At 61.5% G+C, this 14,610-nt stretch carries 14 protein-coding genes; 5 read left to right on the forward strand and 9 right to left on the reverse strand.

Translation table 11 applies throughout. From position 1 onward, the window contains the following. Positions 1–15: 15 nt before the first annotated feature. From ssuB to M5C56_RS25150, 7 genes are all read right to left on the reverse strand, one after another. Positions 16–822: an aliphatic sulfonates ABC transporter ATP-binding protein gene (gene ssuB, locus M5C56_RS25120; RefSeq protein ID WP_100942595.1), complete on the reverse strand. Its 807-nt coding sequence runs from the start codon at positions 820–822 to the stop codon at positions 16–18. Next, positions 819–1,610, reverse strand: a complete 792-nt coding sequence (gene ssuC / locus M5C56_RS25125; protein ID WP_103498916.1) for an aliphatic sulfonate ABC transporter permease SsuC — start codon at positions 1,608–1,610, stop codon at positions 819–821. Before ssuC ends, ssuB begins: the two co-directional genes overlap by 4 nt. 8 nt (positions 1,611–1,618) lie before the next feature. Beyond that, positions 1,619–2,767, reverse strand: a complete 1,149-nt coding sequence (gene ssuD / locus M5C56_RS25130; RefSeq protein ID WP_100942593.1) for an FMNH2-dependent alkanesulfonate monooxygenase — start codon at positions 2,765–2,767, stop codon at positions 1,619–1,621. A 25-nt stretch (positions 2,768–2,792) separates the two neighbouring features. Further along, on the reverse strand, positions 2,793–3,758 hold the full coding sequence (locus tag M5C56_RS25135; protein WP_103498915.1) for a sulfonate ABC transporter substrate-binding protein: 966 nt from the start codon (positions 3,756–3,758) through the stop codon (positions 2,793–2,795). A 93-nt stretch (positions 3,759–3,851) separates the two neighbouring features. Continuing rightward, positions 3,852–4,445, reverse strand: coding sequence for an NADPH-dependent FMN reductase (gene ssuE / locus M5C56_RS25140; RefSeq protein WP_103498914.1), 594 nt, complete (start codon positions 4,443–4,445; stop codon positions 3,852–3,854). Positions 4,446–4,657: 212 nt separating this feature from the next. Continuing rightward, entirely contained in the window at positions 4,658–5,296 is a 639-nt protein-coding gene (locus tag M5C56_RS25145) for a peroxiredoxin (protein ID WP_103498913.1), read from the reverse strand. 317 nt (positions 5,297–5,613) lie between these two features. Next, entirely contained in the window at positions 5,614–6,984 is a 1,371-nt protein-coding gene (locus M5C56_RS25150) for an OprD family porin (RefSeq protein WP_247263351.1), read from the reverse strand. Between the two features lie 705 nt (positions 6,985–7,689). Between M5C56_RS25150 and tauA the strand changes: the two genes are divergently transcribed. Genes tauA through tauD form a run of 4 tightly spaced genes read left to right on the forward strand, consistent with a single transcriptional unit; the run spans position 7,690 to position 11,201 of the window. Then, positions 7,690–8,667: a taurine ABC transporter substrate-binding protein gene (tauA, locus tag M5C56_RS25155; RefSeq protein ID WP_103499439.1), complete on the forward strand. Its 978-nt coding sequence runs from the start codon at positions 7,690–7,692 to the stop codon at positions 8,665–8,667. A 21-nt stretch (positions 8,668–8,688) separates the two neighbouring features. Continuing rightward, positions 8,689–9,483, forward strand: coding sequence for a taurine ABC transporter ATP-binding subunit (tauB, locus tag M5C56_RS25160; protein ID WP_103499440.1), 795 nt, complete (start codon positions 8,689–8,691; stop codon positions 9,481–9,483). Next, the gene (gene tauC / locus M5C56_RS25165; protein WP_103499441.1) at positions 9,480–10,310 is read left to right on the forward strand and encodes a taurine ABC transporter permease TauC; all 831 of its coding nucleotides are present in this window, start codon (positions 9,480–9,482) and stop codon (positions 10,308–10,310) included. Before tauB ends, tauC begins: the two co-directional genes overlap by 4 nt. Positions 10,311–10,367: 57 nt before the next feature. Then, a complete protein-coding gene (tauD, locus tag M5C56_RS25170; RefSeq protein WP_103499442.1) occupies positions 10,368–11,201 on the forward strand; it encodes a taurine dioxygenase in 834 nt (277 codons plus the stop codon). Positions 11,202–11,377: 176 nt separating this feature from the next. Here tauD and M5C56_RS25175 read toward each other — a convergent pair whose 3' ends face one another. Beyond that, complete coding sequence (locus M5C56_RS25175) at positions 11,378–12,016, reverse strand: TetR/AcrR family transcriptional regulator (protein WP_103495448.1); 639 nt, start codon at positions 12,014–12,016, stop codon at positions 11,378–11,380. 139 nt (positions 12,017–12,155) lie between these two features. Then, complete coding sequence (locus tag M5C56_RS25180) at positions 12,156–13,532, reverse strand: glutamine synthetase family protein (protein ID WP_103495447.1); 1,377 nt, start codon at positions 13,530–13,532, stop codon at positions 12,156–12,158. Between the two features lie 278 nt (positions 13,533–13,810). Between M5C56_RS25180 and M5C56_RS25185 the strand changes: the two genes are divergently transcribed. Further along, a complete protein-coding gene (locus tag M5C56_RS25185; protein WP_103495446.1) occupies positions 13,811–14,587 on the forward strand; it encodes a gamma-glutamyl-gamma-aminobutyrate hydrolase family protein in 777 nt (258 codons plus the stop codon). Positions 14,588–14,610: the final 23 nt, after the last annotated feature.

Raw genomic sequence — 14,610 nt, forward strand, 5'->3', positions numbered from 1 at the left:
TAGGCAAGGCATGGGTTACAGCGCCCAACGCAACTGCGTGGGCAAGGGCGATACAGGTTCCGGCTCGGGCGGTACGCCCGGCAGCGACAACACCCGGTTCAACACTTCGGTCTCCAGCGCCGCCAGGCGATGGGAGCCACGCGCCCGTGGACGCGGCAGTTCGACGTGCAAGTCCAGGCCGACCTGGCCGTCTTCGATCAGGATCACCCGATCGGCGATGGCCACGGCTTCACTGACGTCGTGGGTCACCAGCAACACGGTAAAACCATGCTGCTGCCAGAGACGTTCGATCAGCTGCTGCATTTCGATCCGGGTCAGGGCATCCAGGGCCCCCAGCGGCTCGTCCAGCAACAGCAGGCGCGGTTTGTGGATCAGGGCGCGGGCCAGGGCCACGCGCTGCTTCTGGCCGCCGGACAGGGCCGCCGGCCATTCATGGGCGCGGTCCGCCAGGCCGACCGCTTCCAGCGCTTCCAGCGCCTGCGGTCGCCAGTTGCCCTTGAGACCCAGGCCGACGTTGTCGATCACTTTTTTCCAGGGCAGCAAACGCGCTTCCTGGAACATCAGCCGGGTGTCTTCGCGGGCCTCGCTCAGCGCGGCGGAACCGGCCAGCAATTCACCACCGCTAGGTTGGTCGAGACCGGCCAGCAGGCGCAGCAGGGTGCTTTTACCGCACCCGCTACGGCCGACCACGGCGACGAATTGCCCGGCCGGAATATGCAGGTCGATCTCCCGCAGCACCTGGCGTTGGCCGAAAGTCTTTTGCAGGTTGCGCACCGCCAGCGGAATACCCCGCAGCAGGCGTGGAGGTTGTTGAGCCGTCATTGCGCACCGCCCTTGCTCACTTGATAGGCCGGATGCCAGCGCAGCCAGACCCGCTCCAGGCCGCGGGCCGCGAGGTCCGCCAGTTTGCCGAGGACGGCGTAGAGAACGATGGCCAGCACCACCACGTCGGTCTGCAGGAACTCCCGGGCATTCATCGCCAGGTAGCCGATGCCGGAACTGGCCGAAATGGTTTCCGCGACGATCAGCGTCAGCCACATGAAGCCGAGGGCAAAGCGCACACCCACCAGGATCGAGGGCAGGGCGCCTGGCAGGATCACCTGGCGAAACAGGCTGAAACCGGACAGGCCGTAGCTGCGGGCCATTTCCACCAGCGCCGGGTCGACGTTGCGGATGCCGTGGTAGGTGTTGAGGTAGATCGGGAACAGGGTGCCCAGGGCCACCAGGAAAATTTTCGCCGACTCGTCGATGCCGAACCACAGGATCACCAGCGGGATCAGCGCCAGGTGTGGCACGTTGCGGATCATCTGCACCGAGCTGTCGAGCAGGCGTTCACCCCATTTCGACAGGCCGGTGATAAAGCCCAGGGCCAGGCCGATGCCGCCGCCGATGGCAAAGCCGATACCGGCGCGCCAGCCACTGATGGCCAGGTGTTTCCAGAGATCGCCGCTCTTCACCAGGGCGATGCCGGCTTCGACCACGGCGCTCGGCGCGGGCAGGATCCGGGTCGACAGCCAACCGGCCGACACCGACAGTTGCCACACCGCTAGCAACAGCACCGGCAGGGCCCAGGGCGCGAGTTTGTGGGTAAGTCTGGTCAAGGTCGTCATGGCCGGCCTCAGCTCTGGGACACGGCTTTGGGCAGGATGTCGTTGGCGACCATCTCACCGAAGGGGCTGACGTAACCGGCGCTTTTCGGCAGTTCCGGACGTTCGATATCCAGGTGCGGGAACAGCAGTTCGGCGACTCGGTATGACTCTTCCAGGTGGGGGTAACCGGAGAAGATAAAGGTGTCGATACCCAGATCGGCGTATTCCTTGACCCGCGCGGCCACGGTCGGGCCGTCGCCCACTAGCGCCGTGCCGGCACCGCCGCGGACCAGGCCGACGCCGGCCCAGAGGTTGGGGCTGACTTCCAGGTTGTCGCGGCTGCCGCCGTGCAGGGCGGCCATGCGTTGCTGGCCGACGGAGTCGAAACGCGCCAGGGATTTCTGCGCGCGGGCGATGGTCTCGTCGTCCAGATGGGAGATGAGTTTGTCCGCCGCTTGCCAGGCTTCGGCATTGGTTTCACGGACAATCACATGCAGGCGAATGCCGAAGCGCACGGTGCGCCCGAGCTTGGCGGCCTTGGCCCGCACCTGCTCGATTTTCTCGGCAACGGCGGCAGGCGGTTCGCCCCAGGTCAGGACCATTTCCACCTGTTCGGCGGCGAGGTCCTGGGCGGCTTCCGACGAGCCGCCGAAGTACAGCGGCGGACGCGGTTGCTGGATCGGCGGATAGAGCAGCTTGGCGCCTTTGACGCTGATGTGCTGGCCGTCATAGTCGACGGTTTCGCCTTCCAGCACACGACGCCAGATGCGGGTGAATTCCACCGAGGCCTGGTAGCGCTCTTCGTGGCTGAGGAACAGGCCGTCGCCGGCCAGTTCGTCCGGGTCGCCGCCGGTCACCAGGTTGAACAGCGCCCGCCCGCCGGACAGCCGGTCGAGGGTTGCGGCCTGGCGCGCCGCCACCGTCGGGGAAATGATTCCGGGGCGCAGGGCGACCAGGAATTTCAGGCGCTGGGTCACCGGGATCAACGAAGCGGCCACCAGCCAGGAGTCCTCGCAGGAACGTCCGGTAGGGATCAGCACGCCACCGAAACCGAGACGGTCGGCAGCCTGGGCCACCTGCTGCAGGTAACCGTGGTCAACGGCGCGAGCGCCTTCGGCGGTGCCAAGGTAATGGCCGTCGCCGTGGGTAGGCAGGAACCAGAAAATATTGAGGCTCATGGAGTGGTCTCCTAAGGAATACGGTTCAAAGTGCTTTGGCAACGGCCGCCGGCGGGGTCCAGATCACGTCCTTGATGCTCAGCGGTTTGGGAATCAATTTGAGCTGGTAGAAGCTGTCGGCGATTTTCTGTTGCGCCGCGATCACTTCCGGGGTGAGGAACTGCGCGCCATAGCCCTGGCGTTTCACCGAGATCCGGGTGATGTCGGCGGGCAAGCCGAGCAGCGGTGCCACCTGGGTGGTGACTTCCTCGGGATTGGCCTTGGACCAGTCGCCTACTGCGCGGACTTCTTCCACCAGGGCCTTGATCACCTCAGGATGTTTTTCGGCATAGGGGCGGGTTGCGAGGTAGAACTGGTTGTTGTCCACCAGGCCGGTACCGTCACGCAGGGTGCGGGCCTTGAGCTGTTGCTCGGCGGCGGCCTGGTAGGGGTCCCAGATGACCCAGGCGTCGACGCTGCCACGCTCGAAGGCGGCGCGGGCATCGGCCGGCGCGAGGAACACGGTCTGGATATCGCTGTATTTCAGGCCGGCGTCTTCGAGGGCGCGGACCAGCAGGTAATGGACGTTGGAGCCTTTGTTGAGGACGACCTTCTTGCCCTTGAGCTCTTGCACCGATTTGATCGGTGAGTCCTTGGGCACCAGGATTGCTTCACTGGTGGGCGCCGGTGGTTCCGAGGCGACATAGAGCAGGTCGGCACCGGCGGCCTGGGCGAAGACCGGCGGTGTTTCGCCGGTCACGCCGAAGTCGATGGAACCGACGTTCAGCCCTTCGAGCAGTTGCGGGCCGCCGGGGAACTCGGTCCATTGCACTTGCACGCCCTGGGCCGCGAGGCGTTTTTCCAGGGTGCCCTTGGCCTTGAGCAGCACCAGGGTGCCGTATTTCTGATAACCGATCCGAAGTGTCTCGGCTTGAGCTTGAGTAATGGCGCCGAAGGTGACAGCCGCAGCAAACAGAGCGACCAGACCGCGACGCAAAATGACAGTGCGCATGGCGCTCTCCTTTTTGCGGTGAGGGTTTTGGCTGCACCTGCTGGCCCGTTGGCGGGCGAGTAAGGCCAGTACATCGATTTTGGGTAAAGCGGTTCAGATGCTCCAGCGAGCCGTGAGCAGGCGGTCGTTGAGCAGTGTCGGGTCCAGGGGCTTGGGACGTCGTGCCAGGGCGCTGTGGAACTGTTCCAGGGCCTCGTTCAGGCGTTGTTCCAGGGCCGGGGCCAGCTGCGCCTGGGCGCTGCCTTCGCCATAGGCGATCTGGTTGTCTTCGGCGAAGATGCCGTGGAGCATTTCCTGGGCCTTGAGCGCCGACAGCACCGGCTTGAGGGCGTAATCCACCGCGAGCATATGGGCGATGCTGCCGCCGGTGGCCATGGGCAGCACCACCTTGTGGCTCAGGGCACGTTCGGGCAGCAGGTCGAGCACGGTTTTCAGGGCGCCGGAGAATGAGGCCTTGTACACCGGCGTGGCGATGACCAGGCCGTCGGCCTGTTCGATCTGTTGCAGCAGGTCGATGATCTGCGGGCTGCCGAAGCGTGCGTGCAGCAGGTCTTCGGCCGGGAAGTCGCGGACCTGGTAACTCACCACTTCCACGCCTTGTTCGATCAACCAGCGCCTGGCCTGGTCCAGCAGTACCCCGGAGCGTGATCGCTGGCTGGGGCTTCCTCCAAGTGTGACGACCAGCATGTGGCTAATTCCTTAAGCGTTTGTCGGCGATTCGCGGGCTGCGATCTCACCGTGATGGACAGACCATATCAGCTGATTTATATATCTATAAATCTTATTTTTTCATTTGTTTATTCTTTAAATGAATATGCGGATGGCTTTCTTCCAGGCAAAAAAACAGGCCGTCGAAACGGCCTGAAACCCCTGCATCGTGAGTCGGTAAACAATTCGGTTCAGCGGTTGGGTTGTGGTGTCAGGCGCAGGTACGGCTTCACCGCGCGGTAGCCTTTGGGGAAGCGTTTCTTGATTTCGTCTTCGTCCTTGAGCGATGGCACGATCACCACCTCGTCACCGTCCTGCCAGTTGGCCGGGGTGGCCACCTTGTAGTTATCGGTGAGCTGCAAGGAGTCGATCACCCGCAGGATCTCGTGGAAATTGCGCCCGGTGCTGGCCGGGTAGGTGATGGTCAGCCGCACCTTCTTGTTCGGATCGATCACGAACAGCGAGCGTACGGTGAGGGTGTCGTTGGCATTCGGGTGGATCAGGTCGTAGAGATCGGACACCTTGCGGTCGGCATCGGCCAGGATCGGGAAGTTGACCACGGTGTGCTGGGTCTCGTTGATGTCCTCGATCCACTTGTGGTGCGAATCCACCGGGTCCACCGACAGGGCGATGGCCTTGACGCCGCGCCGGGCGAATTCGTCCTTGAGCTTGGCGGTAAAGCCAAGTTCCGTGGTGCACACCGGGGTGAAGTCCGCCGGGTGGGAGAACAGTACGCCCCAGCTGTCGCCGAGCCACTCGTGGAAACGAATCGTGCCGGCGCTGGAATCCTGTTCGAAGTCGGGGGCGATGTCGCCGAGTCTTAGGCTCATGGTGCTGCTCCTGGTGAGTGCGTGATGAGCCTACTGTGCCTGCTGCAGGGTTTATTTAAAAAGAATAAATATCGATTTATCTAGATCTAAATCGAATATTAAAAAGTTCTTCATTGGACGCCGGACGGGCGCAGGAGCAACCTTGTCCACAGCTTGTGAGAGGGCTAAGGGGATGTAACTCAGTGGGGTGCCGGGCGCCGTGATGTCGAAGGTTGGCGTTCGAGTCGAAGCTGAGAGGTAGTGTTAGGCAGTACGTGAAGCACTCAGCCCGGCATTGCGCCGGGCTGAGTGTGGATCTCGACTTTAAACGATCACGCTTACAACAGCGGGATGGTGTAGCTGACGATCAGACGGTTTTCGTCCTGGTCGCTAGTTGCAACGATCGAGTTGGTGCGCCACATGGCGTTTTTCCAGGCGAAACCGAGGTTCTTGAAGGTGCCTTCAGGAATCACGTAGGCCAGGGTGATATCGCGTTCCCACTCGCTCTGGTTGCCAGCGGTGGTCTGGATATTGTCGCCGTGCAGGTAAATCACACCAGCGGTCAGGCCGGGTACGCCAACCTTGGCGAAATCGTAGGCGTAGCGAGCTTGCCAGGTACGCTCGCCAGCACGGGCGAACTTCTGGATCTGCATGTCGGTGATGGTGCTGTTGGACGAGCCGTCACCCTGGTTCAACCATGGGAAGTCGCTGTCGCCCTTGGTGTACTGATAACCAGCGCCGAAGGTGTGACCGGCAACCGAGTACAGGGCCAGGTAGCTGTACAGGTCGTTGTCGACCTTGCCCTTGGTGACATTGTTGTCGTAGAGACCGGTGGTGAAGTAGCCAGAGGTGTTGGCGTTGGCACCGTTGTCGCGGCTACGGTAGTAGCGCAGGTCGCTTTTCAGCACGCCAGGACCGATGGCCCAATTGTGTGCTAGACCCAGGAAGTTCTGCGAGTAGAAGTCTTTCAGCTCGCCGTAGTAGTACGAAGCGACCAGATCCTTGGTGATCTTGTAGTCTGCACCGCCGTACAGGAACTTGTTGCTGAACCGGCCCGCAGTACCCTCTGAGTAGTTCGAGCTGGCGTTTGCACCGGCAATCGACAGGTCTTCGTCGTTGGTCGAGTTACGGCCTTTGGCCTTCTCGATCTGGCCGAGAGTCAGGGTCAGGTCCTTGATCTCGTTCGAAGTGATCTGGCCACCGGTGAAGGTTTGTGGCAGCAGGCGACCGTCGTTGGACTTGATTACCGGGTTGTTCGGCAGCAGGGTACCGATCTTCAGTTCGGTCTGCGAAACGCGCATTTTTCCGGTCAGACCCAGGCTGCTGGCGTCATTGACCGAGCGGGCGTTTTTACCGCCAGTGGCTTCAGTCGGGAACAGCGTACTGCCAGCGCTGGTTTTGGTCGCACCGTTGGAGCCACCACCGGTGTCCAGTTTGATAGCGGTCAGGGCGATCACATCAAGGCCGAAACCCACGGTGCCTTGGGTGTAACCGGAGTTGAAGCGCAGATCAAAGCCTTGACCCCATTCCGAGGACAGGCTCTGAGCGGGTTTCCCGCTACGGTTATCGGTGTTGATGTAGAAGTTACGCAGACCCAGGGTCGACGTAGCGCCTTCGATAAAACCTTTGGCATCCGCTTGCCCATCGGCATATGCGTGTTGCGCCAAAACGCCTACGGCCACTGCTAGGGCCAAGGTGGACTTCTTCATGGTACAGCTCCTCTCATTTCTAATTTTTGTGTGTCCTGGCCTGGGATCTAGCGTCCCTTTGTAGCCACAGATGCGCGATTAGCACCAGATCGTGACTGGCAAGTCAATCGTAACAAACCACGTCTAGACTTTGGTCTAACTCGCCGTAAATTTGGTCCCTGCAGGGTAATGAAATTCTTCATAAACCCAAAAAGAACTGTTTCGTCCTTTTTAAGACGATTCAGGAATAAGCTGCCTGAGAATTTACCCGGCCCTGAGGTCTTTGTCGGCCTCCAGACTTATTTCTGAAAAGTATTTGTAGCAGCCTTTTTCGAACAATCCGTATTTGAGAGCTGTTCTCAGGGACAGGAAAGTTCATAAAAGCGACGCAATCATGGCTAAACGCTGCCACTCCCGTCAATTTATTACAGCATTTGGCTGATTAAGCCGGACCGCTGACATGTTGCTGTGCCAAGAACCATAGAAGAAAAAACGCGGAACGCACCTTCATTCGTCGGGTTTAGTTATTTTGCGGATTTTCCGCTGAGCGTCTGATGGTACGGCGTCCCGCAGACACGAGCTGGCACTGCAAGCGCCGGCCGCCGGCTGACGCGTGTCATATTTTGACTCATAAGCTAATGCAAATAAGTTATTTATTTTAAGATTCTTAGATCATTTAGTCTCTCTACATGCCGATTCCCGGTCGCCTGTCGAGGAACTTGTCCCATGAAACTCCCTGCTCCGCTCCGCCTTCTGGCGGCCTTGTCCCTGGCCGGGGCCAGTTGGTTTGCCCAGGCTGCCGATGTGACCGTGGCCTACCAGACCACCGTCGATCCGGCGAAAGTCGCCCAGGCTGATGGCGCTTATGAAAAAGCCACGCATGCAAAGATCGACTGGCGCAAATTCGATAACGGCGCCGATATCATCGCCGCCATCGCTTCGGGCGATGTGCAGATCGGCTACCTCGGCTCGAGCCCGCTGACCGCGGCCATCACCCGCAAGGTGCCGGTGGAAACCTTCCTGATCGCCACCCAGATCGGCGGTGCCGAAGCCCTGGTGGCCCGTGACGGCTCCGGGATCAAATCGCCCCAGGACCTGATCGGCAAGAAAGTCGCCGTGCCTTTTGTCTCCACCGGGCACTACAGCCTGCTGGCCGCGCTGAAGCACTGGAATATCGATCCTTCGAAAGTACAGATTCTCAACCTCGCGCCACCGGCCATCATCGCCGCCTGGAAACGCGGTGATATCGACGCCACCTACGTCTGGGACCCGGCCCTGGGCGTGGCCAAGGAAAACGGCAAGGTGCTGATCACGTCTGGCGAGCTGGCCAAGTTCGGTGCGCCGACCTTCGATGCCTGGATCGTGCGCAAGGACTTCGCCGAGAAGCACCCGGAAATCGTCAAGGCCTTCGCCAAGGTCACCCTGGATGCCTACGCCCAGTACCGCAAGGACCCGCAAGCCTGGCTGGCGACCCAGGGCAATGTCGACAAGCTGGTGAAGCTCTCTGGCGCCAAGGCGTCTGATATTCCCCTGCTGCTGCAAGGCAACGTCTACCCGTTGGCGGCTGACCAGGTCACCGTTCTCGGCAAGCCGACCGCCCAGGCCATCACCGACACCGCCGCGTTCCTGAAAGAGCAGGGCAAGGTCGATGCCGTGCTGCCGGACTACGCCCCTTATGTCAGCGCCAAGTTCATCACCAACTGATTCCGCCGAGGAGCCGCCGTCATGGCCTTGTTACAGCTGGAGCGCATCAGCGCACAGTACCCCGGCGCGGCCGAGCCGGTGCTGGCGGACATCTCCCTCAGCCTCGGCCCCCGGCAACTGCTGGTGGCCCTCGGGCCTTCGGGGAGTGGCAAGACCTCGCTGTTGAACCTGATCGCCGGCTTCGTCGAGCCGAGCGCCGGGCGCATCACCCTCGACGGCGTGCCCGTCAAGGGACCGAGTGCCGAGCGTGGCGTGGTGTTCCAGGATGACGCGCTATTGCCCTGGCAGGATGTACTGGCCAATGTCGGCTTCGGTCTGGAGCTGGCGGGTGTGCCCCGGCCGCAACGTGAAAGCCGTGCCCGGGAGATGCTCGCCCTGGTGGACCTGGCCGGTTTCGACACGCGTCGGATCTGGCAACTGTCCGGTGGTCAGAAACAGCGTGTCGGCCTGGCCCGTGCCCTGGCGGCGGACCCTCGGGTGTTGCTGATGGACGAGCCCTTCGGCGCCCTCGATGCCTTTACCCGCGAACAGATGCAGGAGCTGTTGCTGCAAGTCTGGCGCCGCACCGCCAAGCCGGTGTTCCTGATTACCCACGATATAGAAGAGGCGGTTTTTCTCGCCACCGACCTGATCCTGCTGGCGCCGAATCCGGGGCAGATCGTCGAACGCCTGAGCCTGGATTTCGGCCAGCGCTACAGCGCCGGTGAATCGGCCCGGGCGATCAAGTCCGACCCGCGTTTTATCGAAACCCGCGAGCACGTGCTGGCCCGTGTGTTCTCCCAACGCAGCGCCGCCCAGCGGCAGGAGTTCGTATGAGCAGCTATGAATTGCCGGTGACGCTGGCGGGCAAACCGAAAGTCATACCGGTTCGCCGCAGCCTGAGTACGCGCTGGATCAGTGTGCTGACCCTGTTGACCTTGGTTCTGCTCTGGTGGGCAGTGACTGCCGCGGGCGTCATCGAACCGTTGTTTCTACCGCCACCTGGAGCGGTGCTGGAAAAAGGCTGGTTGCTGGCAACCAAGGGCTACATGGACTCGACCCTCTGGCAGCACCTGGGCGCGAGCCTTGGGCGTATCGGCCTGGGCCTCGGCTTTGCGGTACTGACCGCGATTCCCGTGGGCATCGCCATCGGCCACAACCGCATCGCCCGGGGTATTTTCGACCCGCTGATCGAGTTCTACCGGCCCATTCCACCGTTGGCCTATCTGCCCCTGATCGTGATCTGGTGCGGGATCGGTGAGCTGTCGAAAGTGCTGCTGATCTACCTGGCGATTTTCGCCCCGATCGCCATCTCCACGGCCACCGGCGTACGGACTGTCGATCCGGCCAAGCTGCGGGCCGCGCAATCCCTGGGGGCCACCCGTGCCCAGCTGATTCGCCATGTGATCCTGCCCAGCGCCTTGCCGGACATTCTCACCGGTGTGCGTATCGGCCTCGGTGTCGGCTGGTCGACCCTGGTGGCCGCCGAACTGATCGCCGCCACCAGCGGCCTGGGCTTTATGGTGCAGTCGGCGGCACAGTTCCTGGTGACCGATGTGGTGGTGCTGGGGATCCTGGTGATCGCCTTTATCGCCTTTGCCATGGAGATGGGCCTGCGCGCCCTGCAGCGCAAGCTGGTGCCGTGGCACGGCCAGGCCCACTGACAGCCCGCAGCCTATTGACCACGCCGACAGCCCGGCGCGTATTTGAAGAGATCGATCATGAGCCTGACCATTACTCCCCTGAGCGCCGCCCTGGGCGCGCAGATCGACGGCGTTACCTTGAACCGGCCGTTGACCGTCGAACATCGCGACGCCATCCAGCAGGCACTGCTCAAGTATCAGGTACTGTTCTTCCGTAACCAGCCGTTGAACCCGGTGCAGCAGGCGACCTTTGCGGCGTATTTCGGCGACCTGCATATTCATCCGATCTACCCGAACGTGCCGGAGCAGCCCGAAGTGCTGATCCTCGACACGGCGGTGACCGACGTGCGCGACAACGCGGTCTGGCACACCGACGTGACCTTCCTGCCGACCCCGGCGCTGGGGGCGGTGCTCAGCGCCAAGCAGCTGCCAGCGTTTGGTGGCGACACCCTGTGGGCCAGTGGCATCGCGGCGTTTGAAGCCTTGTCGGCGCCGTTGCGGCAGTTGCTGGACGGGCTGACGGCGACGCACAACTTCATCAAGTCGTTTCCTGTCGAGCGTTTCGGCAATACGCCCGAGGACCTGGCGCGCTGGGAGGAGACCCGCAGGAAGAACCCGCCGCTGTCGCATCCGGTGATCCGCACGCACCCGGTGAGCGGACGCAAGGCGTTGTTCGTCAACGAGGGTTTCACCACCCGGATCAACGAGCTGGAGGAGGCCGAGAGCGAGGCGATTCTCAAGTTGCTGTTCGCCCATGGGACGCGTCCGGAGTTCACCATTCGCTGGCGCTGGCAGGAGAATGACGTGGCATTCTGGGACAACCGCGTGACCCAGCATTACGCAGTGGACGATTACCGGCCGAACCGGCGGGTGATGCACCGGGCGACCATTCTGGGTGATGCGCCGTTCTGAGTGCTTGTATGAGTGAGGCCAGGCTCAAGAGCCTCTTCGCGGCGGTGCGGCGTCCCGACAAGCCCTGCTCCTACAGGTTTGTGTCGTGCACAAAATCCGTGATCGACACCGTACTGTAGGAGCAGGGCTTGCCCGCGAAGAGGCCGGATCAAGCGACGCAGGGTTCGCGACAGCCTTCAGAGCGGGCTTTCGCGCCGAGGCAGATACGGCGGCAAATACAGCCCCAGGTACGCATCGAACACCCGCATCCCTTCTTCGGCCATGCGCGGCGTGATCTGGTCGTGCAACTGTACCGACCGCGCATAGACCCGATCCCCCAGCTCCATCGCCAGGGCGAACACATCGACTTCCTTGGGCAGCGTCGGCAATTCGAAATGCCGGATAAACAGCTTGTGCATCAGATCGCCGAGTTCGATGTCGTGCTGGCGGTCAGCCTGGGTCACTTCGGTCAGGCCGTGCTGCGCAAGGATCAACTGACGCGCCGCCGCATCCTCCTCGTAGATATTCAGCATCCGCTGCTCCACCAACCGTGACAGGTCGCGCCAGCTGGTGAGGGCCTGGTGGTCGATGGGCGCCTGCAGGGTGGCGCGGAACGCCGCGTGGACATCGTTGGTCAGGGCTTCGAGCAGGGCCGGGACGCTGGCGAAGAAGTGATAGACCGAGGACGGCGGGATCTCGGCCCGTTCCGCCACGCTGTAGATCGACAGACTGGCCACGCCTTCGGCGGCAAGCAAGGTGCGCGCGGCGTCGAGGATCGAGTCGATCCGGGCCTGGCTGCGTGCGCGGGGTTTGCGAGCGGTGGCGGGGCGGGTCATGTGGTTCTCCGGCAAGGGCAGCGGGCATTGTACGCGAGGACGCTGGTGTGGTGTCTGTGAGTCCGCATCGCTGGCAGGCGGGCATAAAAAAACGCCGCAGGCCCAAGGCCGGCGGCGTTCTTTTTATTGCTTCAAGCGCTTACACGGTATGCAGGTACCAGTTGTACTCGAGGTCGGAGATGGAGTGTTCGAACTCCTCCAGCTCGCTCTCTTTACAGGCGACGAAGATATCGATGTATTTCGGATCGATATATTTGGCCATGATCTCGCTGTCATCCAACTCACGCAGGGCATCACGCAGGTTGTTCGGCAGGCTCTGCTCGTTCTGCTCGTAGCTGTTGCCTTCCACCGGAGCGCCCGGCTCGATCTTGTTGGTCAGGCCGTGGTGCACGCCTGCCAGGACCGAAGCCATCAGCAGATACGGGTTGGCATCGGCACCGGCGACGCGGTGTTCGATACGTACCGCGTCGGACGAGCCGGTCGGTACGCGAATCGCCACCGTCCGGTTGTCCAGGCCCCAGCACGGCGAGTTCGGCACGTAGAACTGTGCGCCGAAACGACGGTAGGAGTTGACGTTCGGGCAGAGGAAGGCCATCTGTGCCGGTAGGGTCTCGAGCACACCGCCGATCGCGTGACGCAGCGCGGCGTTCTGCTCGGGATCCTCACTGGCAAAGATGTTCTTGCCTTCCTTGTCGAGAATCGAGATATGGACGTGCAGTCCGTTGCCCGCCTGGCCCGGGTAAGGCTTGGCCATGAAGGTGGTGTCCATCTCATGGTCGTAGGCGATGTTCTTGATCAGGCGCTTGAGCAATACCGCGTAGTCGCAGGCCTTGATCGGATCGGCCACGTGGTGCAGGTTCACTTCGAACTGCGCCGGGGCACTTTCCTTGACGATGGCGTCGGCCGGGATGCCTTGCTCTTTCGCACCTTCCAGGATGTCCTGGAGGCAGTCGACGTATTCGTCGAGGTCGTCGATCAGGTAGACCTGTGTCGAGTGCGGGCGTTTGCCGGAGATCGGCGAGCGGGGCGGTTGTGGGCGACCGTTCACGTTCTCCTGGTCGATCAGGTAGAACTCCAGCTCGAACGCGGCGCAGATGGTCAGGCCGAGTTCGTCGAACTTGCTCACGACTTGCCGCAGGACTTCGCGAGGGTCGGCGAAGAAAGGTTCACCTTCGAGTTCGTGCATGGTCATCAGCAGCTGCGCGGTCGGGCGCTTTTGCCAAGGTTCATTGCACAGGGTGTCGGGGATCGGATAACAGATTCGGTCAGCATCACCGATATCCAGACCCAGGCCGGTGCTTTCCACCGTCGAGCCGTTGATATCCAGGGCAAATAGAGAGGCAGGCAGGTTGATGCCTTTCTCGTAAACCTTGTGGAGGCTGGTGCGTTCGATGCGCTTGCCGCGCACCACACCATTCATATCCGCAATTAGAAGGTCTACGTACAGAACCTCAGGATGATCCTTAAGGAACGCGTTCGCTTCGTTAAGCTGAACGGCACGCGGGGGTACCGACATGATGCAACACCTTTGTTGTTAAAAATATCAATCATTGATCTTTTCTGGTTTCAGTCAACCCGAACGGCATGCCGAAGTCAAGCGAGGCCTTTTTTGCCCTGAAAAAGCGCTCAAGGGGCTTTTTTGCGGCCTTTTGGGGCAATTTTTTGCACCGGACGCTCTCCGGCACCGCGGGCTTGAGCGGGCCGTGTTGTATTTTTTACGGGGGTGTTGTGTAAAAAAATGAACAAGGCTAAGCTCGATTGAAACCCATAACAGCAATAATACCGGGGTGCTTCATGTCTCGCCTGCCGTTGATCGGCGTCACCGCATGCTCCAAACAGATCGGTTTGCATGCTTATCACATCAGTGGCGACAAGTATGTCCGTGCCGTCGCCGTCGCCGCCAAAGGGCTGCCGCTGATCCTTCCGTCCCTGGCTGAACTGCTTGAGCCGTCCGATATTCTCGACGGCCTGGATGGAATCCTGTTTACCGGCTCTGCGTCCAACGTCGAACCGCATTTGTACGGCGGTCCGGCCAGCGCGCCGGGCACTGCTCATGATTCTGCACGCGACCGCACCACCCTCCCGCTGATCCGTGCCGCCGTCGCCGCGGGTATTCCCGTGCTCGGTATTTGCCGGGGCTTCCAGGAAATGAACGTGGCCTTCGGCGGCAGCCTGCATCAAAAGGTTCATGAGGTTGGAACCTTCATGGATCATCGTGAAGACGAGTCCCAGCCACTGGACGTACAGTACGGTCCGGCCCATGCCATGCAGGTTCAACCCGGCGGCGTACTGGCGGGGCTCGGGCTGCCGACGCAATTCCAGGTCAACTCGATTCACAGCCAGGGCGTGGACCGCCTGGCACCGGGGTTGCGCGTCGAAGCCACGGCACCGGACGGCCTGATCGAGGCGGTCTCGGTGGTCGAAGGCAAGGCTTTTGCTTTAGGGGTGCAATGGCACCCGGAATGGCAGGTCACGAGCAACCCGGTCTACCTGGCGATCTTCCAGGCTTTCGGCGATGCCTGTCGAAAGCGGGTTTTACAGCGCGAAGTCGATACGTCCAGGAACGCCTGACCGATAATAGACGTCAGGAACCC

Source organism: Pseudomonas sp. MWU13-2862, from assembly GCF_023242495.1.
In the GTDB taxonomy this organism is placed as follows: domain Bacteria; phylum Pseudomonadota; class Gammaproteobacteria; order Pseudomonadales; family Pseudomonadaceae; genus Aquipseudomonas; species Aquipseudomonas gingeri_D.

Bases quoted from the DNA above. Each gene is read 5' to 3' on its own strand.
- M5C56_RS25180 (WP_103495447.1), bottom strand. From the start codon at position 13,532: ATGTCGGTACCCCCGCGTGCCGTTCAGCTTAACGAAGCGAACGCGTTC.
- M5C56_RS25150 (WP_247263351.1), bottom strand. From the start codon at position 6,984: ATGAAGAAGTCCACCTTGGCCCTAGCAGTGGCCGTAGGCGTTTTGGCG.
- ssuE (WP_103498914.1), bottom strand. From the start codon at position 4,445: ATGCTGGTCGTCACACTTGGAGGAAGCCCCAGCCAGCGATCACGCTCC.
- M5C56_RS25185 (WP_103495446.1), top strand. From the start codon at position 13,811: ATGTCTCGCCTGCCGTTGATCGGCGTCACCGCATGCTCCAAACAGATC.
- tauD (WP_103499442.1), top strand. From the start codon at position 10,368: ATGAGCCTGACCATTACTCCCCTGAGCGCCGCCCTGGGCGCGCAGATC.
- ssuC (WP_103498916.1), bottom strand. From the start codon at position 1,610: ATGACGACCTTGACCAGACTTACCCACAAACTCGCGCCCTGGGCCCTG.
- tauC (WP_103499441.1), top strand. From the start codon at position 9,480: ATGAGCAGCTATGAATTGCCGGTGACGCTGGCGGGCAAACCGAAAGTC.
- M5C56_RS25135 (WP_103498915.1), bottom strand. From the start codon at position 3,758: ATGCGCACTGTCATTTTGCGTCGCGGTCTGGTCGCTCTGTTTGCTGCG.
- M5C56_RS25145 (WP_103498913.1), bottom strand. From the start codon at position 5,296: ATGAGCCTAAGACTCGGCGACATCGCCCCCGACTTCGAACAGGATTCC.
- ssuD (WP_100942593.1), bottom strand. From the start codon at position 2,767: ATGAGCCTCAATATTTTCTGGTTCCTGCCTACCCACGGCGACGGCCAT.
- ssuB (WP_100942595.1), bottom strand. From the start codon at position 822: ATGACGGCTCAACAACCTCCACGCCTGCTGCGGGGTATTCCGCTGGCG.
- tauB (WP_103499440.1), top strand. From the start codon at position 8,689: ATGGCCTTGTTACAGCTGGAGCGCATCAGCGCACAGTACCCCGGCGCG.
- tauA (WP_103499439.1), top strand. From the start codon at position 7,690: ATGAAACTCCCTGCTCCGCTCCGCCTTCTGGCGGCCTTGTCCCTGGCC.
- M5C56_RS25175 (WP_103495448.1), bottom strand. From the start codon at position 12,016: ATGACCCGCCCCGCCACCGCTCGCAAACCCCGCGCACGCAGCCAGGCC.